13 protein-coding genes are annotated in these 20009 nt (G+C 71.8%); 3 read left to right on the top strand and 10 right to left on the bottom strand.

The features are described from left to right. The first annotated feature begins 424 nt into the window (after positions 1–424). Entirely contained in the window at positions 425–1201 is a 777-nt protein-coding gene (locus AC3CHW_RS24920) for a hypothetical protein (protein WP_459250176.1), read from the top strand. 344 nt (positions 1202–1545) lie between these two features. Here the strand turns inward: AC3CHW_RS24920 and holA are convergent, their stop codons facing one another. Next, entirely contained in the window at positions 1546–2535 is a 990-nt protein-coding gene (gene holA, locus AC3CHW_RS24915) for a DNA polymerase III subunit delta (RefSeq protein WP_176161556.1), read from the bottom strand. Positions 2536–2926: 391 nt separating this feature from the next. On the opposite strand from holA, the gene AC3CHW_RS24910 reads away from it, so the two are divergent. Then, positions 2927–3154, top strand: a complete 228-nt coding sequence (locus tag AC3CHW_RS24910) for a hypothetical protein (RefSeq protein ID WP_488471159.1) — start codon at positions 2927–2929, stop codon at positions 3152–3154. A gap of 98 nt (positions 3155–3252) precedes the next feature. On the opposite strand, the gene AC3CHW_RS24905 is transcribed toward AC3CHW_RS24910, so the two are convergent. Both AC3CHW_RS24905 and AC3CHW_RS24900 read right to left on the bottom strand, forming a co-directional pair. Then, positions 3253–4770, bottom strand: coding sequence for an MFS transporter (locus tag AC3CHW_RS24905; protein ID WP_488467967.1), 1518 nt, complete (start codon positions 4768–4770; stop codon positions 3253–3255). Further along, positions 4767–5600: a winged helix-turn-helix domain-containing protein gene (locus AC3CHW_RS24900; RefSeq protein ID WP_488467966.1), complete on the bottom strand. Its 834-nt coding sequence runs from the start codon at positions 5598–5600 to the stop codon at positions 4767–4769. The genes AC3CHW_RS24905 and AC3CHW_RS24900 overlap by 4 nt, the downstream gene beginning before the upstream one ends. Before the next feature lie 187 nt (positions 5601–5787). Between AC3CHW_RS24900 and AC3CHW_RS24895 the strand changes: the two genes are divergently transcribed. Beyond that, complete coding sequence (locus AC3CHW_RS24895; protein WP_488467965.1) at positions 5788–7284, top strand: substrate-binding domain-containing protein; 1497 nt, start codon at positions 5788–5790, stop codon at positions 7282–7284. On the opposite strand, the gene AC3CHW_RS24890 is transcribed toward AC3CHW_RS24895, so the two are convergent. The 7 genes from AC3CHW_RS24890 to leuS form a co-directional block, all read right to left on the bottom strand. Continuing rightward, positions 7187–10075, bottom strand: coding sequence for a ComEC/Rec2 family competence protein (locus AC3CHW_RS24890; protein WP_488467964.1), 2889 nt, complete (start codon positions 10073–10075; stop codon positions 7187–7189). The two genes, AC3CHW_RS24895 and AC3CHW_RS24890, sit on opposite strands and share 98 nt — an antisense overlap. A gap of 137 nt (positions 10076–10212) precedes the next feature. Continuing rightward, entirely contained in the window at positions 10213–11223 is a 1011-nt protein-coding gene (locus tag AC3CHW_RS24885) for a ComEA family DNA-binding protein (RefSeq protein WP_488467963.1), read from the bottom strand. A 1122-nt stretch (positions 11224–12345) separates the two neighbouring features. Continuing rightward, complete coding sequence (locus AC3CHW_RS24880; RefSeq protein WP_488471158.1) at positions 12346–12741, bottom strand: MmyB family transcriptional regulator; 396 nt, start codon at positions 12739–12741, stop codon at positions 12346–12348. Beyond that, positions 12686–13096, bottom strand: a complete 411-nt coding sequence (locus tag AC3CHW_RS24875; RefSeq protein WP_488467962.1) for a helix-turn-helix domain-containing protein — start codon at positions 13094–13096, stop codon at positions 12686–12688. The genes AC3CHW_RS24880 and AC3CHW_RS24875 overlap by 56 nt, the downstream gene beginning before the upstream one ends. Before the next feature lie 449 nt (positions 13097–13545). Continuing rightward, a complete protein-coding gene (locus AC3CHW_RS24870) occupies positions 13546–14391 on the bottom strand; it encodes a DegV family protein (protein ID WP_488467961.1) in 846 nt (281 codons plus the stop codon). Between the two features lie 143 nt (positions 14392–14534). Further along, on the bottom strand, positions 14535–15377 hold the full coding sequence (locus AC3CHW_RS24865; protein ID WP_488467960.1) for a hypothetical protein: 843 nt from the start codon (positions 15375–15377) through the stop codon (positions 14535–14537). Positions 15378–16796: 1419 nt separating this feature from the next. Continuing rightward, complete coding sequence (gene leuS, locus AC3CHW_RS24860; RefSeq protein WP_488467959.1) at positions 16797–19691, bottom strand: leucine--tRNA ligase; 2895 nt, start codon at positions 19689–19691, stop codon at positions 16797–16799. Positions 19692–20009: the final 318 nt, after the last annotated feature.

Below are 20009 nucleotides of genomic sequence, written 5' to 3'. Positions count from 1 at the left end.
TGGGGTGCGAGGCCCCGTGACCCGCGTCGTGGTGGCGTGCGAACGGTGGCCCCGGGGACGGCTGTCGGGGCGCGTGCCGGCGCGCGGTGGGGGTGGAGCGGGGGCGCGACGCGGTGAATGTCGCGGTCCGGAAGCGATGCCGCGGACGGCACCGGCAGGGCTTGGGGGGTCGGGTAATGTGCACGCCATGTCGACACCGGGGGATCAGCCCAATCCGTACGCCCAGCCACCGTCGAACCCGTACGGAAACGTCCCAGCGCAGCAGCCGGGCGGGCAACAACCGGGCCAACCAGCGCCCCATCCGTACGCGTATCCGCCCGCTCCGGCCGGCTCGCAGCCCGGGCACCCAGGACAGTCCGCCGCGGCGCACCCGACGATGCCCGGCGGTGTACCGACTCAGCCACCAGGTCAGACGCCCGGCCCGTTGGGACAGCCCGCGAGCCCGTATCCCGGTCAGGCCGCGGCCGGTTACGGCCCGGGGGCTCCCGCGCCCGCCGCGCCCTCCAGCGGCGCGAAGAAGCGCGGACCGCTGTGGGCGCTGGGGGGCGCGGTGGTGGCCTCGGCCGTCTGGGCCGGCGTCACCTTCGCCACGGGCGGCTTCGAGGGCGACCCGGAGCCCGAACTCGGTAGCTACGCCTACACCGGCAATCTGTGCAGCTACACCGACTATGCCCCGATCAAGAAGGCCGGGTTCAGCAAGGAGGAGTCGACCGGGGAGAAGAAGAACCCGCTGGCGAGCGGCACCGAGCACGAGGCGCTCGACACGATGCAGTGCAACACCGACCTGGAGGCGGAGAACACCAGCAGCTCCGACTACGCCTCGACCTGGCTCTCCACGTCGGCCCTGCTCCACCGCGAGACCGACCCGGAGCCGGAGTTCGAGGCCCAGTACCGCGCCTACGAGAACCAGCGCGGGACCACGTACACGTACAAGGTCGCCCCGGTCCCCGACCTCGGCGACGAGGCGTACGTGGTCACGCAGGTGGAGAAGGACGGCGAGGACGACGGCAGCTACGTGATCCTCGGGGTCCGCGACGGCTGGATGACGTACCAGTTGTCCTGGTCCAACTACATCTCCAGCAGCTCCAGCGTCACCCCGCCGGACAGCAAGAAGGTGACCGAGATGCTCTCGGAGAGCGCCAAGTCCACCATGGAGCACTGGCAGAAGCAGGAACCGCTGCCGCAGGACGAGTCGGAGTAACCCTCCCGCCTCCGCCCCCCGGCTCCGCCGACCCGGCGGGAGCCGCGGCCCGCCCTCGCCGGCCCGGAGGGTTTCGTGCGCCCCTGGCCTGCTCCGGAGGGTTTCGCGTACGCCTGGCCTCCCTGGAGCGACCGCCTCGCGGCGGCGCTTCGGGGAGGACGCGACGCGCGTGATCAGGCGCCGGGCGCGGCAGGGAGCCGTGAGCCGCGTGGCGGCGGCCACGCCGGGCGGCATCGCGCGGCACGGCGTCCCGGATGGCTGAACGCGCCCCGCGGGCGCGCCCACCACTGGCGCCGCCGCGCACCGCGCGGCCCCCGCACGTGCCGACGGGCCCTGGGGCGGGGTCAGCCGCGGCCGGAACGGGCTGCCCGGGCCACGGCGACCACGGCCTTCTCCAACGCGTACTCCGGGTCGTCGCCACCGCCCTTGACCCCCGCGTCGGCGTCGGCCACCGCCCGCAACGCCATGGCCACACCATCCGCTGACCAGCCGCGCATCTGCTGCCGCACCCGGTCGATCTTCCACGGCGGCATGCCCAGCTCGCGGGCGAGATCGCCGGGGCGCGCACCGCGGGGGGCCGAGGCCAGCTTGCCGATAGAGCGCACCCCCTGCGCCAACGCGCTGGTGATCAGCACCGGGGCCACCCCCGTACCCAACGCCCAGCGCAGCGCCTCCAACGCCTCCGCCGCCCGTCCCTCGACCGCGCGGTCGGCCACGGTGAAGCTGGACGCCTCGGCCCGACCCGTGTAGTAGCGCCCGACGATCGCCTCGTCGATGGTGCCCTCGACATCGGCGGTGAGCTGGGTACAGGCGCTGGCCAGCTCCCGCAGGTCGCTGCCGATGGCGTCGACCAGGGCCTGGCACGCCTCCGGCGTGGCGGAGCGGCCGATGGCGCGGAACTCCGACCGTACGAACGCCAGTCGGTCGGCCGGCTTGGTCATCTTGGGGCAGGCGACCTCGCGCGCCCCGGCCTTGCGCGCCGCGTCGAGCAGCCCCTTGCCCTTCGCCCCTCCCGCGTGCAGCAGGACGAGCGTGATCTCCTCGGCCGGCGCCGCGAGATACCCCTTCACGTCCTTGATCGTGTCGGCGGAGAGGTCCTGCGCGGAGCGGACCACCACGACCTTGCGCTCGGCGAACAGCGACGGGCTGGTCAACTCGGCAAGGGTGCCCGGCTGCAACGCGTCCGGGGCGAGGTCGCGCACGTCCGTGTCGGGGTCGGCGGCGCGCGCAGCCGCCACCACCTGCTGCACGGCGCGGTCGAGCAGCAGGTCCTCCTGGCCCACGGCCAGTGTCAGGGGGGCGAGAGGATCGTCGGTCGTCGTCTTCTTGGCCATCGCTCACAGCATCCCACGCGCCACTGACACACCGGACGACCAGCCCGCTCCCACTCCCGTCCACGCTCACCCCCTCTCGCACGTCCCTGCCCCTCCTCTCCCCCACGCCTACGGCTGTCCCTCTCCGTCCTACGCCCCTCGCTCGTCCATCGGGTACGCCGCCCGCGCCGGGCCCCGCTCGCCCCTCGCTCGGGCCCGTGGCCGGGTGGCCGGCCGTTGTCGCCTTCAGGCCGAGCTACGGTGCGATGTTCGCGTGGGCGCGTGGGTACGCGCTCGCGCGGGGTCGCCCGTCTCGCGGGGTGGTCCGGAGCGCCCGTCCGCCGTCGCGCACAATGGGCCGGTGAGCGCACGACCCCTGACCGACGAGCAGCCCGAACCCGCGACCCGCCACCTGCTGGTTCTCCCCGACCGCGACGCCGCCGAGGACGCGGCCCAGGAGGTCGTCGACCGCTTCGGGCTCAACGAGGAACCGCAGGTCGTACGGGAGGCGCTGGCCGGAGAGGACGACGCCGAGGACGCCCAGTGGCTCGTCGTCATCGAGGACCCGGAGGCGACCCTCGCCGTGCCGGCGCTCGACGCCTTCGCCGCGGAGTACGACGGGTGGCACGAGGCGGGGTGAATGTGGCGTCGGGCGGCGGGGCCCCCGTGGCGTCGGGCGGCGGGGGCGCCCGCTGCCTCGGGCGGCGAGGCTCTGCGGCCTCGGTCCGGCTTCCGCCGCTACCTCGCCCCGGGCCTCGCTTCTGGTCGCCCCTTCTGCCGTGGGAGCCCTTCTCCCTCCGGGGGCGCCGTGGCCTCAGTCGTGACCTCTGGGTCCACTCCTGCTTCCGCCCCGGTCACGTCCCCCGGCCCGGCCTTGGTCTCCGGTCTGGCCTTGGTCACCGGTGCGACTTCGGTTCCCAGCCCTTCCCCGGCCTCCGACTCGGCCTCGGAATCCGTCCCAGCCCCGCGTTTCCCGCGCGCCTCGCCCGTGGCGGCGGAGCCGGCGACAACCTCGGTTTCGGGTGTGGGCAACTCGCGTATGTGCGGCACCGGCGACGGCAGGACCCACAGCAGGCACAGCAGGGCACCCGCGGTCCCGATCCACAGGGTGGGGCGCAGTCCGATGGCCGTCCCGAGCGCGCCTGCGGTGAGGGCGCCCAGGGGGCGAACGCCGTGGGTGAGGGTGCGGTAGGCGCCGGTGACCCGGGCGCGCAGCGCGTCCGGTATGAGCGCGGCCTGCAGTGAGCTGACGGAGACGTCGGCGATCATCGCGCCCACGCAGGAGCCCAGTTCCGCGAGGAAGAGCAGCCCCAGGACGACCGGCTTCGGCCCACCCGCGAGCGGCACGAGCAGCAGCGGAGCGGAGAAGAGGGTGTACCCCAGGACGGCGGAGCGGCCGATGCCCAGGCGGCGGGTCACCCGTCCCGCGGTGGCCGCGCCGACGAGCCCGCCGGCCGCCCCCACCGCGAGCACGATCCCGAGCAGGCCAGCGCCCAGCCCGAGCTCTGAGGTGACGTAGAGGACGAAGAGGGTGTGGAACATGAAGTTGAAGAACTGGATGGTGGAGGAGGCGGCGAAGGTGGCGCGCATGACGGGTGAGCGCATGATCCACCGCAGCCCGGCCGTGAAGTGCCCCTTGGCTGGCGCCGAGGGCGGCGGCTCGACTGGGTCGATGCTGGTGAGGCACCGCGCCGACAACAGGTAGGTGAACGCGTCGGCGACCAGCGCGAGGGGAGCGGCCAGCATCTGCACGAGGAAGCCGCCGGCGCTCGGCCCCGCCACGTAGGCGAGCGAACGGCTGCCGTTGATCAGCGAGTTGGCCTCGACGTAGCGCGTACCGGGGACCAGCGCGACGAACAGCGTGGCGTTGCAGACGTCGAAGAGTACGGTCAGCGAGCCGACGGCGAAGGCCGTGAGGTAGAGCTGGGTGAGGCTGAGGAGGTCGAAGGCGTACGCGACGGGCAGGGACGCGATGAGCCCGGCTCGCGCGAGATCGGAGACGATCATGATCCGACGACGGCTGGCCCGCCGGTCGACCCAGGACCCGGCAGCGAGGGAGAACAGCAGCGCGGGCAGCAACTGCGCGGTGGCGAGCCACCCCATCTCGGCCGCGTCGGCATGCAGGATGATCACCGCGGCAAGGGGCAGCGCCAGCAGGGAGATCTGGTCCCCGACCAGGGAGACGCTCTGGCCAACCCAGTATCGGCGGAACGGGCCTTGGCGCAGCAGCGCGGGCACTCTTCCGGCAATGTTCACGTGTCCTCCGGGTCCGGAATGCCGCTCACTGCTGCCGTGCCCGTTGCTGCCGGGTTCGCCTCTGTCGGCTCCGTTCCTGCGGAGTTGTCCAGGCGCGGCCCGCCGCTTTCCGCCGCCGGTGTGGTCTTCACGGCTCCGCTCCTTGTCGTTGCCACGTCGGTGGCCCGGTTCGCCTCCGGGGCTGGCCCCGACGCTGTCAGCTGTGGCACCGGGAAGCCCGCCCGGATGACCTGCACGAGTCGGGCCCCGGGCGGTCGGGAGTCCGGTCGCGTCTCGCGCGCTTCGAAGGGGCGCAGCAACGCGTCGATCTGCTGCTGGATGGCGGACAGTTCGCCCGCGGTCAGGTACAGCAGGACGTCGCTGATCCCACCGGCCTCCTGCCAGTCCCGCGATAGCGTGCGCCGCGTCTCGATCGCGGCGCTGAGCAGCTCGGAGTACCGCTCCACGGCCGCGAGTTCCACCGCATCCGCCGCTTCGGCCACGGCCGGTACCGGGGAGTGGGTGGGCCACTGCGTGAGGCGCGCCGTGGCACGCCACGGCTTCTCCCTGCCTCGACCGCCCGCTGCCGTCTCGACCAGGCCGTACTTGGCGAGCATCCGCAGGTGGTAGGAGCAACTGGCCACGGACTCGTTGATCAGATCGGCCGCCTGAGTCGCGGTGCGGGGCCCCTGGGCGCGGAGCAGGCCGACCAGACGCATCCGCGTGGGATGCGCGTACGCGCGCAGGGCACGGGCGTCGGTCAACCGCGCCTCGCGCGCCGTGTGTTGCGCCGGATGTGAGGCGTCGGATCGTTCTGAACCCTGGGAGGCGCCTTCGCCGCGTTCTGACATCTTCTAAAGCTAGCTTTAGAAAGACTTCTTTACTACGGCCCGTACAGGGGTCATGCGCATACCAAATGGACGACACCTGGCGGCCAGTAGATGAATCTCTGGTGTTGGCCCAGCCAAGCGGGCGCGGAGTACGAACGTCCTTCGTAGATTTCTCGCATCCCTGTACGACCATGTGTGCGAGGTTGCTGTGGCGGTCCCTGACACCGAGACGATCCTGGCAGCCGCCGGCCTGGTGCTGACTGGCGCGGTCTGGGCGGTCGAGCGCTTCCTGCCGGGTCGCAAACGCATCGGCTACCGGGTGCAGATGGACACCGCGGTCAGCATGAACCCTCAGGCGGCTCACGACATCGTGCAGCTTCGGCTGCTGCTGAACGATCAGGAGGTCACGGACGCGACCGTGGCGTTGCTGCGGGTCGAGAACGACGGCAGCAAGGACATCGTGCGCCACGACTACCAGGAACCTCTCGTCGTCGAGTTCCCCGGGCGCACGATCCAGGCGGTGACGGTAACCGAGACCGACGCATCGCTGCGTTCGATGCTGACGCGGAACAACGGGCTGCGCGTGGCGGGCGACCGACTCACCCTGCCCAAAGTGCCGCTCAACCGCAGGGATCACTTCAAACTTCTGGTCCTGCTGACCGGGGTCGGCGATCAGGTCACGATGGGCGGCTTCCTCAGCGGCGGCTCCATCCGACGCAACGCGCAGCGCCGCGGACCCAGCAAGCTGAGCCTCGCCCTGGGTGGGGTGTTCATCATCCTGATGGGGTTGCTCGGTGGGCTGCTCATCCGCAACTCCAGTGACGAACTTGCCGATCCGGTCTGTGCATCGGGCGAGTTGGTCATCGACGGCTCGACCGCCTTCGCCAAGCCGATGAGGGCGATCGCCAACGACTACCAGAAGCAGTGCCCAGGGGCCGAGATCGAGGTGCGCGCGAACGGCAGCCTGAACGGGCTCAGGAACCTGAGTCACGCCGGCCGCGAAGACCCCGACCGCCAGCCCGCCTTCATCGCCATGTCGGATGTCCGGGCCCCGGAGACCAACAGCTACAAGGACCTGACCGCACACCGACCGGTCAGCGTCGTCCCGCTCAGCGTGGTGGTCAATCGTGGGAGCGGCGTCAAGAACCTCACCACGGAACAACTGCGCGGTATTTTCAGCGGCGAACACACCAACTGGAAAGACGTGGGCGGCAAGAACCTGCCGATCAGCCTGATCACCCGCGACTCCCAGTCCGGCACCCGCATCACCTTCGAACGGGAAGTGCTGGAGGGCATACCCACCGGCCAGCTCATCGGGCTTTCCGACTGCACCACCAGGAACAACCAGCCGTCCTCCCGCTCCCGGCACTGCGAGGCTTCGGACACGGAGTCCGCCTTGGATGCCATCGAGCGGGTGCCAGGGGCGATCGGTTACGCGGAGACGTACTCCGCGAGCTCTCGCCGTGCTCTCACCGCCGTTCAACTCAACGGGAAGGCGCCGGAAATCGTACTGAACAAGCCGGACAGCTACCCGTTCTGGGCGACCGAGCGCCTCTACACCTACCGAGAGCCCCGTGACGGCTCCCTGACCGCCAAGTTCCTGACCTTCATGAACGGCGCGAACGTCGAAGTGCTGCTGAGGGCGCACCAACACCTCCCCTGCTCCGCGAAGGCAAACTCCTACCACCACGCCTGCGCCCTCTGATCGACGCCTTCGGCGCACCACCGGCTCCGGTGATGGCCACCGCACCGTCGACATCGGTACGCAGCACCCGCGCCCCCTGTTCGCGCAGCGCGGCCACGGTGCGCGGGGCGGGATGGCCGTACGGGTTGTCCGCGCCGCACGAGATGAGTGCCAGTCGCGGGCGAAGGCTGCGCAGCAACCGGTGATCCTGATGGGCCGATCCGTGGTGCGCGACCTTCAGCACGTCGACCGGGCCGAGGGTTGGGTGGGCTGCCAACAGTGCGCGCTGCGCCGTCGGTTCCAGGTCGCCGAGGAGCAGCAGGGTCAGCCCAGCCGTGCGCACGAGCAGGGTGACGCTGGCGTCGTTCGCTCCGGTGACGGCGCTCGTGTCCACCGTGCCGGCGCTGTCGGAAAGGGCCGGGGTGCCTCCCGGGCTCGCGGTGTCGGGCGCGCCCGAGGGGTCGCCCGTCGGCGCCACGGGCCCAGATGCCACGGGCCCGGACGCCACGGGCCTGGGTGCCACGCGCGGGGGCCACAGCACCTGCCAGGAGAGGCCGCTGGTGCGACGCCGCTCGCCCGGTGCCGCTTCGAGGTGCCGCACGCCGGCCTCCGACACCGCCCTGCGCACAAACGCGGCCTGCCCCGGCGGCTCCCGCAGACTCGTGGTCTCCACAGCGCCTACGGCCCGGCCACGCAACACACCGGGGAGACCCGCCACGTGATCCGCGTGGAAGTGGGTCAGCACGATGAGCGGAATCCGCACGATGCCCAGGTCCCGTAGGCAGCGGTCCACCGCGCCGGGGTCCGGCCCCGCGTCGACGACCACCGCCGTACCCTCGCCGGCGGCCAACACCAACGCGTCGCCCTGCCCCACGTCACACGCCACCATCCGCCAGTCGGGCGGCGGCCATCCGGTGATCACCCGGACCAGGGGCGCCGGGCGCACGACAGCCACCACCAGCAGCAGCGCGCAGACCGCGCACAGCCAGGGGTGACGCAGGGCCCGCCGGGCCAGCAACACGACGACGACCGTGACCCCGGCCAACAGCAGCGCGCCGCCCCAACTGCCCGGCCAGCTCACGCCCGCGCCCGGCAGCCCCGCGCCCGTGCGGGCCACCGAGGCCAGCCACTCCACCGGCCAGCCGGCGCACCAGGCCAGGCCCACCGCGAGCGGCGGAGCCAGCGGCCCCACGGCCAAGGCGGCGAAGCCGAGGACGGTCGCGGGTGCGACCGCCAACTCGGCCAGCAGGTTGCAGGGGATCGCGACCAGGCTCACCCGGGCCGCCAACACCACGACCACCGGGGCACACACCGCCTGCGCCGCAGCCGCCGCGGCCAACACCTCCGCCAGCCGTCCCGGCACGCCACGGGCCCGCATCGCGGCGCTCCATCGCGGCGCGATGGTGAGCAGCGCGCCCGTGGCCAGGACGGACAGGAGGAAACCGTAACTACGGGCCAGCCACGGGTCGTACAGCAACAGAGCCAGTACGGCGGCGGCAAGCGCCGGCAGCAGCGTCCGGCGGCGTCCCGTCCCGATGGCGATCAGAGTGATCAGGCCACAGGCGGCGGCGCGCAACACGCTCGGCTCGGGGCGGCACACCACCACGAAACCCAGGGTCAACACGCCGCCGAGCAGCGCGGTCAGCCGAAGCGGCACACCGAGCCGAGCGGCGAGTCCGCGCCGCTCAGCCCTCGCCGCCAGGTGCGGCGGCCCGACGAGCAGCGCCAGCACGATCGACAGGTTGCTTCCGGAAACGGCAAGCAGGTGTGTCATGTCGGTGGCCCGGAACGCCTCGTCGAGGTCGGGTGGCACCCGCGAGGTATCGCCTACGACGAGGCCCGGCAGCAGCGCTCTCGCATCGGCACTCAGCCCGTCGGAGGCGGCCCGTAGACCGGCGCGCAGCCGCCCCGCCGTGCGCTGGAGGTCGCTCGGCCCGGTGAGCACCATGGGTGGGCGCTCGTCATCGGTGCGCAGCACAGCGGCAACGCGATCCCCGTCACGGGTCGGTGGCACCACTCGTGCGCGCACCCGCAGCCGCGTCGAGGGCAGGAGCCCCCGCCACCGTGCGTCCACCGTCGCGGATGGCTCACCGGGGCCACGGGAACCACCCGGGCGCGAACGCCCGCCGAGCGTCGCCTCGGCTTCGCCATACGCCGCCGGTGCCTCACCCGCCCGGGCCATGCCACGCAGGTCGACGATCAGCAGCACCGGCGTACGCGTCCGCACCACGCGCTGGGCGGGGCCACCGCCTGCCCGGTGGGTTGGTGTGTGCTCCGCTGCCCTGACCCTGGTCGCCACGGCATCAATGGCGAGGGCCGGTGGGGTGGGCGCCGGGCCACGGACCCGGGGTCTGATCAGGCGCGGATCGCCAGTGAGGGTGAGGTCGACTTCTGCCTCGGCGTGTTCTCGGGCGAGCTTGGGGATGGGCCCTCGATGGCTGTCCGCCGCGTGGAGAGCGGCGACGGCGGCCGTCGCGGTAGCGCACAGCAAGGCGATCACCACCGCCGTCGCACTTCCCGCTCGACGGCGAACCCTTGCCGCCCCCACCTGGCTCAGGGCGCCCGACCGCCGGCCCAGGCGCCAGGTAACGTCCAGCAGCACCGCCGCGGTGGCGAGGGCACCTGCGCAGCAGGCCGTGACCACCATCGGGTCTGCGTCAAGTGCCAGGGCGGCGGCCAGCCACGCCGCCAACACAGGCGGGATCAGCCGAAGGTCGGCCGGACCCTCAACACCCCGCACACCGGCTACGAGCCCGCGTCGGTCTGCCGCTCCGCCCTTCCCTGCCGCAGCGGTGGTTGTCGCGGCCGTCACGTTGGCTTCCGGCCCCGCAGCCGGCACGGAGACCCCGCTGGCCACCGCACGGGACGGGCCGCTGGGCGTGGAGAGTCCCCTGCTGGCTGACCTGCCGTGGGGGCGCGAGGAAGCCGCCTCTCGGGTCTCGTGGCCAGTCATGGTTGGACGAGGGGGCGTAGGTCGGCGAACCGCTTGTCGCCGATACCGGTCACTTCGCGCAGTTCCTCAACGGAGTCGAACCCGCCGTGCTGATCCCGGTAGTCGAGAATGTGGCGCGCGAGTACGGGGCCCACCCCGGGGAGGCCGTCCAACTGCTCGGCCGTCGCGGTGCTCAGGCTGACGGGAGCCCCCGCCGTTCCTCCGGCCGCGGCCCCGGCGCCGGATCCCGCCGAGAGACCTGGCGCACCGGTGCTGGGCATACCGTTCCCGCCGACAGATGACGCGCCGCTCACCGGCGCGCCGCCTGCGCCTGGCCTGACGCCGACTGCGATCTGTTCGCCATCGACGAGCACCCGCGCGCGGTTCAACTCGCTGAGTCGCGCCCCGGGTTTGGCTCCCCCAGCCGCCTCGATCGCGTCGGCTACGCGCGAGCCGGCTGGTAGTCGGCGCACACCCGGCGCGCGCACCTTGCCCGCCACATCGACCACAACGGTCCGGTCCGCACCCGCGCGGCGCGCCGCCGTGGGCCTCGTGTCCGCGCCCGGCTGCTGCCGGCCCGACATCGGCTTCGCGGGCGGCTGCTCAGCAGGCGCACTCACCGTCTCCGGGCGTCCGGTCCAGAAGTGGTGCACGGCCATGGCCACCGCCGCCAGCAGAACCACGACCACCGCGACCAGCGCCTTGGGGCGAACGGCACACCGCTCCTGGAACCACAACGGCAACCGTTCAAAGAACGCCAGACGCAGGTCACGCAGGCGCGAACCTGGGCTGGCGCAGCCCGGCGAGATGACAGGTCGCTGCTCCCCGCCAACCCGTCCGTCGGACTCGACTTCCTCTGTGGGCGCACGGTCGCCCCGCTCATACGGCGCGCGTCCGCCGCGCTCGGCGGGCGGGTCACCGACGCCCACACCTGTGACCCTCCCCGCAACGCCCCGGCGGGCCGAGCCGTCGCCGCTGAGGTCGTCAACGCGGGGAGCGCCGTGGGTGAGGTCATCGTCGCGCCCCATGTCGCCCTCGCCGGCCTGCCACGTGGCCGTACCTTCCGCGTCCTCCGGAGTTACGGTCCCGCCTCCCGTGCCACCCGACGGAGCTGGGGTCCTCATTCGGGCCACGACGCGGGCGCCTGCTGGGGCGGCATGCCGCCCCAACGATGCCCTGTCAACATCATCGGCCGTTCCCCAGATGCCGAGGTCGTCCGCGATCGGTCGCCTCGCTCGCGCGGCGAGCCCCCACGGGGTTGGCCCCGTCGTGGTCGCCGCCGTCACCCCGGACGACGCGTTCCTGTGCATCGGCTCCTCCCCACGCCGCGAAACCGTCTCAGCCCGCACTCCGAATGACCCCGCCATGGCTGACACCGTGCTCGCGGGGTGAGGAGCCGGCTCGCCTCCAGGCGACCCAGCCACCGCGCTCGTGCGAGGTGGGCCGCTTCCGGCCTCTTCACCCGTCCCTGACTGCCTGGGGCCAGCCGTCGTCCCGGTCGCGGAGGGGCTGGCGCACCTTGAACGACCAGTCAGGGTTCGCGCTGGCTCTGTCCGCTCCCAGCCGGGCTCCGGCCGCCCATCGACTGGTCGTCTCGCATCACCAGGCACCTGTGAAGGCTCACTCGGTCCCAGCAGTCCGGAGGCCCGTGCGCGCACCACTCCGCTGCCCGGCGCCCGCTTCCGTTGGCCGCCACGCTCGCCGCGAGCGACACCGGTAGACGGCGCTGGCCCGCGTGGCCCGAGGCCGAGGCGCCGTTTCGGCGCACCGTGAGTTCCGGAACCGCCGAGCAGTCCCGCCACAAGTCCCACGCTCACTGTCCGTGTTCGGTTGCTCATGTCGATCGACGGTAAAGACCCGCCAGCAATTCCGCTGAGACTTCCCGCAATCCGTGGACAACCAAGGCCCTGTGGAAAACTCGGTCACCCGTGCGAGCGCATATGGGCCCAGCAACTACCGCTGGGACCAGGTGCGTTGCTTTACTCGAGACGTGGCACGGCGCCGAGGTCTTCGGAGCTGGCGACGGCGAGCGGTGGGTGGCCATGGGCGGGCGCCCGGCCCGCACGCGCGATCATTCGTCGACTTCACAGCCGGCCACTCAGTTCGACCCGATCACAGTGAGTGAGAAATGAGAGTGAGAGAGGAGGCGTTCACCGTGTGCCTGCGGGCGAGGGGCGCGCCTGTGGGCCGGAGGTGGTCCAACTACTCAGCAAGCGCAGGGCTTCAGCTGTGGCCGAGCCGGGCTCCGCGCTGTAGACGCACAGGGTTTGGACCGGATCGCCGGGGGTTTGGAAGGACTCGTACGAGAAGTGGAGGTGATCGACCACGGGGTACCGATAGGACCTGGTGCCGTGGGTGCGACGCAGGACACGATGGTCGTTCCACCAGGCCGTGAACTCCGTGGAACGCAGGGTGAGTTCTTCCACGAGATCGGCGAGCCGTCGATCGTGAGGATGGCGTCGCGCTTCGAGGCGGAGTACGGCGACCGTCTCAGCAGCGACCTGCTCCCAATCCACCACGTGGTCCCGGGCTTCCGGGTCGAGCAGGTAATAGCGGGCAAGGTGGCGTTGCGGGGGCGGGGAGGGTGTCGAAGTCGATCAGCACTTCGCGTGCCAGCCGGTTAGCGGCCAGCACGTTGGTGCTCCGACCAAGGATGAAGGCGGGGACGTGGTCCAGGGCGTGGAGCATGAGGTGCAGGCCGGGGCGGACTCGCTGGGGCCCCGCAGAGGAACGGCGAGACGGGGTGGGGCGCGCGAGGAGGTCGGCAAAGTGCTCGCGCTCCGCGAGGTCGAGTTGGAGGGTGCCGGCCAGGGACTCGATGACGTCCAGAGAGGGGGAACCAGCACGGCTCTGTTCGAGACGGGCGTAGTACTCGGTACTGACACCGGCGAGGCGGGCCACCTCGCCGGCATCAGCAAAGACCGCACACCATAGCTCTGGAGCAGGAGGCCACTATCAAGATCACAACCGACTCGGGAACTGGATTCGGACTCGGGAACCAGCTTCGGGCTGGCCAGGCGATCGCCGCGCGGCGGGCCAGGGGGTAGAGACGTCGCATGGCTTACGACGCGTCAACGCACGAGGCAGCAGCCGGCACGTGGGCAAGGGCTAGCTGATCCGCTGCCGCGCACCCGGCACCGTCATCGCGAGTTCGTTGCCGCCTCCGCCCGGCCAGCCACCGGTCACCGCCCTGGCCCCCGCCCCCGGGCGTGCCCAGCAGCCACCGGTCACCATCCCAGACCACCAGCCACCAGCCATCGGTCACCACCCCAGACCACCGGGCACCGGGCACCACCCTGGCTCCGGGCCACCACCCCCGGGGTTCGGCCACCGGCCACCGACCACCGGGTTCAGCGTGGCGAGACGACCGCGCCGAGGAGGCCCGGCCCCGTGTGGGCGCCGATCACCGCGCCTACCTCGCTGACGTGCAGTTCCACCAGGCCCGGCACCCGTGCGTCCAGGCGTTGCGCGAGTTGCTCGGCGCGTTCGCTGGCCGCCAGGTGGTGCACAGCGATGTCGACCTCCTGCACGCCCGAGCGCTCCACCACGATCTCCTCCAGGCGGGCGATGGCCTTGGAGGCGGTGCGCACCTTCTCGCGCAACTCGATGCGTCCCTCGTCGAGTTGGAGCAGGGGCTTGACGGCCAGGGCCGACCCCAGCAGGGCCTGGGCGGCGCCGATCCGACCGCCCCTGCGGAGGTAGTCCAACGTGTCGACATAGAAGTAGGCGGAGGTGCCAACCGCTCGTTTCTCGGCTGCGGCCACTGCCTCGCTCATGGTGCCGCCCGCAGCCACGGCCTCGGCAGCGGCCAAGGCGCAGAAGCCGAGCGCCATGGCCACCATGCCCGTATCGATCACGCGCACAGGAACGGGCGCGTTCCGTGCGGCAAGCAGCGCCGCGTCGTACGTGCCGGAGATCTCGGATGACAGGTGAAGGGAGATGATGCCGTGGGCGCCGGCGTCGGCGGCCCGTTGGTATGCGGCGGCGAACGTCGCCGGGCTCGGCCTGGAAGTCGTGACCGAGGTCCGCTTCTGGAGTGCGTGGGCAACGGAGCGGGCGGAGATCTCGGTGCCCTCTTCCAACGCCTCGTTGCCGAGCACCACTGTCAGAGGGACGGCGGTGATGTGATGTCGCTCCATCGCCTGCTGCGGCAAGTAGGCCGTGGAATCGGTGATGATGGCGACATGGCGGGACATGGTTCGCAGGCTATCGGTGGCTGGCCAGTGCCGATAGCTGGGGGTGATCGGCGCCGGTCACGACTCCGCTGCCGGGTGGTGCCGGAGGACGCGGGCGGAGCCGAGGCGGGGCGCGTTGGTTCCGTCGGGCATGGTTCCGCTACTCATGTGGTGTTCTCCGGACGGGCGGCCTGCTGCCAGGGGTAGGTCTTCCGGAGCCTGGGATCGTCGGCCGTCAGGGCCCGTGGGCCAGGGACGTCTGTCCCTTCCGCGCCGTCACCCCCAGCGTGACCATCCGCAGCATGCGCCCCGGCCCCCGCCTCCGGTCCCGACCCTGCGCTGGCCGCAGCGGTCGTGCCGGACTGCTTCCCGGGCCGCTCGCTCGACGGCCCGCTCGCTCCGGAGGGGGTGCTGGTTCCGGTAGCGGCGTCGGCCGCTCGGTCGATGTCCTCCGCGAGGTGCTCGGAGCGCCAGTGCCGCAGGGCGGCGGCCTCCATCTGGATCTGGCCGTCCAGGTCGGCGAGGTCGTCCTCGGCGAAGCGGCCAGCCCGGTCCTGGATCGCCCAGCGCAGCGAGTCGGCGGAGCGCGTCACCCGTTCCGTACGCTCGCGCAACTCCGGCAGGCGCGCGGCGATGCGGCTGCGGTCGGGCTCGGCCTCCAGACGTCGCAGGTCGTCGTCCACGTCGTGGCCGTGTGCGCTGAGCCGCTCGAACAGCGCCAGCGACTCGGAGAGCGAGGCGTCCTCTGAGGCGGCGGCGTCCAGGGCCTCCCGGGTCGCGCGCATCGACGTGCGTAGCGAGATCCGCAGTTCGGCGATCTCCGCCACGGGGCCGAGCTGCGTGTACTGCTTGGCGCGCAGTTTGGTGTCCTCGACCGTGCGCCGGGCCTGGCTGACCGTGCGATCGACACCCCGCTTCGCCGCCTTGACCACCTTCACGGTGGCGTACACGCCGGCGAAGACGCAGAGCAGGAAGAACAGCCCCAGGATTGCCACTACGGCTTCCATCGCGCTCCCGCGAGTCTAGGAGGTCAGCAACACCGCGACGACGTCGCGACCGGGGTTCCCGCGCACGGGGCCCGACGACGACGGCCATCGCCTCCTACCGTAAACCGCGCGGGCGGCCTGTGGGTTCCCTGTGAACCCGCAACCCGCCCCTAGGTGCCATCCCCGAGGCGCACGCCTCGTACCAGTGCGCCGGCCGGTTGCCAGGTCACGCATGGCGAGCGCCCTGGTCAGGGCCCGCGCTCCGCCCAACCAGTGCGATGACGTCGCGCGGCACCAGGCACCGGTACCGGGTACGGACACGGCCGACCAGTAACGGCAAGCCAGTAGGCAGTACCGCCCGGGACGACCGTAGGCAGCGCGGCGAGTGACAGCGCGGGCAGCAGCGGCACAGCCGCGTGCGGCATGGGCAGCCACCCAGCGCGCAGGAGCAACCAGGTGCCCACGCTCACGCCCAGTACCAGAGCCACCCACTCAGCTCGCAGCCGGCGACAGGCAACCCGCAGACAGCAGACAGCAGACAGCCGGACTCAACCACCAGCACAACAGCCGACCGCTGCTACCACGCGTCACCACCCACCGCACCGCACACCACCACTCAGCGGGGCCCCCGCTCCACAGCAGCAACCCCGCACCCCGCCCCGGCCCACCCGCCAGCACCCCGAAGCCGTCAGCCGCCATCCAACGGAACCCACGACCAGGACGGCCCGCCGCCTTCGCGGGCGCTGGCCAGCTCGACGGTGTCCGGGGACAACATCGACGCCAGGTCACGACAGACCTGGCCCGCAACGCTGCCCCGCAGCTCAACTCCGTGCCAAGCCCCGGCCAGCCCCAGCCAGACCCGGCCAAGCCCCGGCCGAACCCAACCGAACCCAACCGGACTGACCGAACTCAACCGGAGCGAACCGAACCGGGCCGGGCCGGACCCAACCGAACCCGGCCGAACCGAACCGGACCGAATCCGACCAAGCACAGCCGATCCCAACCCGGCGCGGCCGACCCCAGAGCGCACTGAGCAGCAAGACGACGCACGGCCGTGCCAACACCCCGGCCGCACATCACCCACCGGTCGTCGTCTCACCCACGACCAGACCGCACACCACCCACCGCCCCAAGCCACGCACCACACCTCAGCCCGAGCCACCAGGCCCGCCGCCCACCGGCCGGCACATCCACCAGCACGTCCGCCCACCGGCCGGCACGCCCACCAGCACGCCCGCCCACCGGCCGGCACACCCACCGACCCGCCACCCACCGGCACGCCCACCGGCCGGCAAACCCACCGGCCCACCGGCCCACCGGCCGGCACACCCACCAGCACGCCCGCCCACCGGCCGGCACACCCACCGACCCGCCACCCACCGGCACGCCCACCGGCCGGCCGGCACACTCACCGACCCGCCGGCCCGCCGGCCACACGCATCACGCCGGGACGATGTTCACCAGCTTCGGCGCGCGGACGATCACCTTGCGGATGCCCGCGTCGCCGAGGGCGGCGATGACGGCCGGGTCGGCCAGGGCGCGCTGTTCCAGTTCCTCGTCGGAGATGGTCGGCGGCACCTCCAGGCGCGCCTTGACCTTGCCCTTGAGCTGGACGACGCAGGTCACGGCCTCGTCCTGGACGTAGGCCGGGTCGGCGACCGGGAACGGGGCGTGCACGACCGACGTCTCGTGGCCCAGCCTGCGCCACAGTTCCTCGGCGATGTGCGGGGCCAGCGGCGCGGTGAGCAGCACCAGGGACTCGGCCACCGTCCGCGGCACCTCGCGCACCTTGGTGACGTGGTTGTTCAGCTCGGTGAGCTTGGCGACGGCCGTGTTGAACCGCAACTGGGCCAGGTCCTGCGAGATGCCGTCGATGGCCTTGTGCAGCGCGCGCAGCAGCGACTCGTCCGGCTCCGCGTCGACGACGGTGACCTCGCCGGTCGTCTCGTCGACGACGTTGCGCCACAGCCGCTGCAACAGCCGGTACTGGCCGACGACCGCCCGCGTGTCCCACGGCCGGGAGACGTCCAGCGGACCCATGGCCATCTCGTACAGGCGCAGCGTGTCCGCCCCGTACTCGGCGCAGATCTCGTCCGGGGTGACGGCGTTCTTCAGCGACTTGCCCATCTTGCCCAGCAGTCGGCTGACCTTCTCGCCCTGGTAGAAGAACGCGCCGTCGCGCTCCTCCACCTCGGCCGCCGGCACGGCGATGCCCCGGCTGTCGCGGTAGACGTACGCCTGGATCATGCCCTGGTTGAACAGCTTGTGGAACGGCTCGGACGAGGAGATGTGGCCCAGGTCGTGCAGCACCTTGGACCAGAAGCGGGCGTACAGCAGGTGGAGTACGGCGTGCTCCTGGCCGCCGACGTACAGGTCGACGCCGCCGGTCGGCTGGCCCTCGCGCGGGCCCATCCAGTACTGCTCGACCTCCGGGTCGACCAGTCGGTCGCTGTTGTGCGGGTCCAGGTAGCGCAGCTCGTACCAGCACGAACCCGCCCAGTTGGGCATGGTGTTGGTCTCGCGGCGGTAGCGCTTGGGGCCGTCGCCCAGGTCCAGTTCGACGTTGACCCAGTCCGCGTTGCGGGACAGCGGGGTCTCCGGCGAGGTGTCGGCGTCGTCCGGGTCGAAGGTGCGCGGCGAGTAGTCCTCGACGTCGGGCAGTTCCAGCGGCAGCATCGACTCGGGCAGCGTGTGGGCCACGCCGTCCTCGTCGTAGACGATCGGGAACGGCTCGCCCCAGTAGCGCTGGCGGCTGAACAGCCAGTCGCGCAGCCGGAAGTTGACCGCGCCCTCGCCGATGCCGCGCTCGGTCAGCCACCGCGTCACCTTGGCCTTGGCGTCCCGGACGACCAGGCCGTCCAGGGTGACCTCGGCGCTCGCCGAGTTGATGATCTTCGCCTCGTACGAGTCGAACGAGTCGTCCCAGGTGCTGGGGTCGGTGCCGCGGTCGTCGCTCGGCTCGACCACGCAGCGCATGGGCAGCTCGAAGGCGCGCGCGAAGGCGAAGTCGCGGCTGTCGTGCGCCGGCACGGCCATGATCGCGCCGGTGCCGTAGCCCATCAGCACGTAGTCGGCGATGAAGACGGGGACCCGCTCGCCGCTGATCGGGTTGGTGGCGTACGCGCCGGTGAAGACGCCGGTCTTGTCCTTGGCCTCGGCCTGCCGCTCCACGTCGGACTTGGCCGCCGCCTGCTTGCGGTAGGCCGCGACGGCCTCGGCCGGGGTCGCGAAGCCACCGGTCCACACGTCGTGCGTGCCCTCGGGCCAGGCGGCCGGAACGATTCGTTCCACCAGCTCGTGCTCGGGCGCCAGCACCATGTACGTCGCGCCGAACAGCGTGTCCTGGCGCGTCGTGAAGATCGTGATCCGCGCGTCCCCGTCGGCCGCGACGGGGAAGTCGACGCGGGCGCCCTCGCTGCGGCCGATCCAGTTCCGCTGCTGGAGCTTGATCGCCTCCGGCCAGTCCAGGGCGTCCAGGTCGTCCAGCAGCCGGTCGGCGTAGGCGGTGATGCGCATGTTCCACTGCCGCAGCTTGGCCTTGAAGACCGGGTAGTTGCCGCGCTCGGAGCGGCCGTCCGCGGTGACCTCCTCGTTGGCCAGCACGGTGCCCAGCCCGGGGCACCAGTTGACCGGCGCGTCCGAGGCGTACGCCAGGCGGTACTCGCCCAGCACGCCCGCGCGCTCGGCGGCGCTCAGCTCACTCCAGGGGCGCCCGTCCGGGGTCGCGCGCTCGCCGGACGCGAACTGCTCGACCAGCGTGTCGATCGGCCGCGCCTTACCCGCCTGCGGGTCGTACCAGGAGTTGAAGATCTGGGTGAAGATCCACTGGGTCCACTTGTAGTACTCCGGGTCGATCGTCTCGATCGACCGGCGGTTGTCGTAGCCCAGGCCCAGCCGGCGCAACTGGCGCCGCATGTTCGCGATGTTGGCCTCGGTGGAGACCCGCGGGTGGGTGCCGGTCTGCACCGCGTACTGCTCGGCGGGCAGGCCGAAGGCGTCGAAGCCCAGCGTGTGCAGGACGTTGTAGCCGGTCATGCGGTGGAAGCGGGCGTACACGTCGGTGGCGATGAAGCCCAGCGGGTGGCCGACGTGCAGCCCCGCGCCCGACGGGTACGGGAACATGTCCATGATGAACTTCTTGGGCCGCTCCAGCACCGCACCCGGCTCACCGGCGCCGGCGCGCCCAGCCAGGTCACCGGTCGGGTTGGGGACCTCGTACGTGCCGTTGGCGTCCCAGAAGTCCTGCCAGCGTGCCTCGATGTCAGCGGCCAGCGCCGCCGTGTAGCGGTGCGGCGACGCGGCTGCGGTCTCGGCCGCGGTGTGGGTCTCGCTCATCGTCCTCAAAGCTCCATCGATCGTCTCTGCCAGCGGGTACGTACGGAAACGAAAAATCCCCTCGCACAGGAGGGGACGCCGCGCCGATGCCGACCGGCTCTTCGCTTCGGTCGGTACTGATCAGCGCGGCTCGCTAAGCAGAAGGCGTACGGCACGCATGGGGTCAGGTTACCGCAGCGGCTCAAGCACCCGCACCGTACGCCGCCCGGCCCCAGCCCGACCCAGCACCCGGCCGGACCCGACCCGTACGCCACCCCGGACCCGGCCTGCCCCAGCCCGTCCGGCCCCCGGGCCCGCCGACCACCCGCGCTCGACGGT

This window comes from Streptomyces sp. MGP-BFMKR1, from assembly GCF_057766585.1.
The sequence above is the reverse complement of the archived record's forward strand: the minus strand, read 5'-3'. Positions and strand labels throughout refer to the sequence as shown.

Excerpts from the sequence above, each read along its gene's own strand:
- holA (WP_176161556.1), bottom strand. The coding sequence starts at position 2,535 with ATGGCCAAGAAGACGACGACCGACGATCCTCTCGCCCCCCTGACACTG.
- AC3CHW_RS24900 (WP_488467966.1), bottom strand. The coding sequence starts at position 5,600 with ATGTCAGAACGCGGCGAAGGCGCCTCCCAGGGTTCAGAACGATCCGAC.
- AC3CHW_RS24885 (WP_488467963.1), bottom strand. The coding sequence starts at position 11,223 with ATGGGGCGCGACGATGACCTCACCCACGGCGCTCCCCGCGTTGACGAC.
- AC3CHW_RS24870 (WP_488467961.1), bottom strand. The coding sequence starts at position 14,391 with ATGTCCCGCCATGTCGCCATCATCACCGATTCCACGGCCTACTTGCCG.
- AC3CHW_RS24865 (WP_488467960.1), bottom strand. The coding sequence starts at position 15,377 with ATGGAAGCCGTAGTGGCAATCCTGGGGCTGTTCTTCCTGCTCTGCGTC.
- leuS (WP_488467959.1), bottom strand. The coding sequence starts at position 19,691 with ATGAGCGAGACCCACACCGCGGCCGAGACCGCAGCCGCGTCGCCGCAC.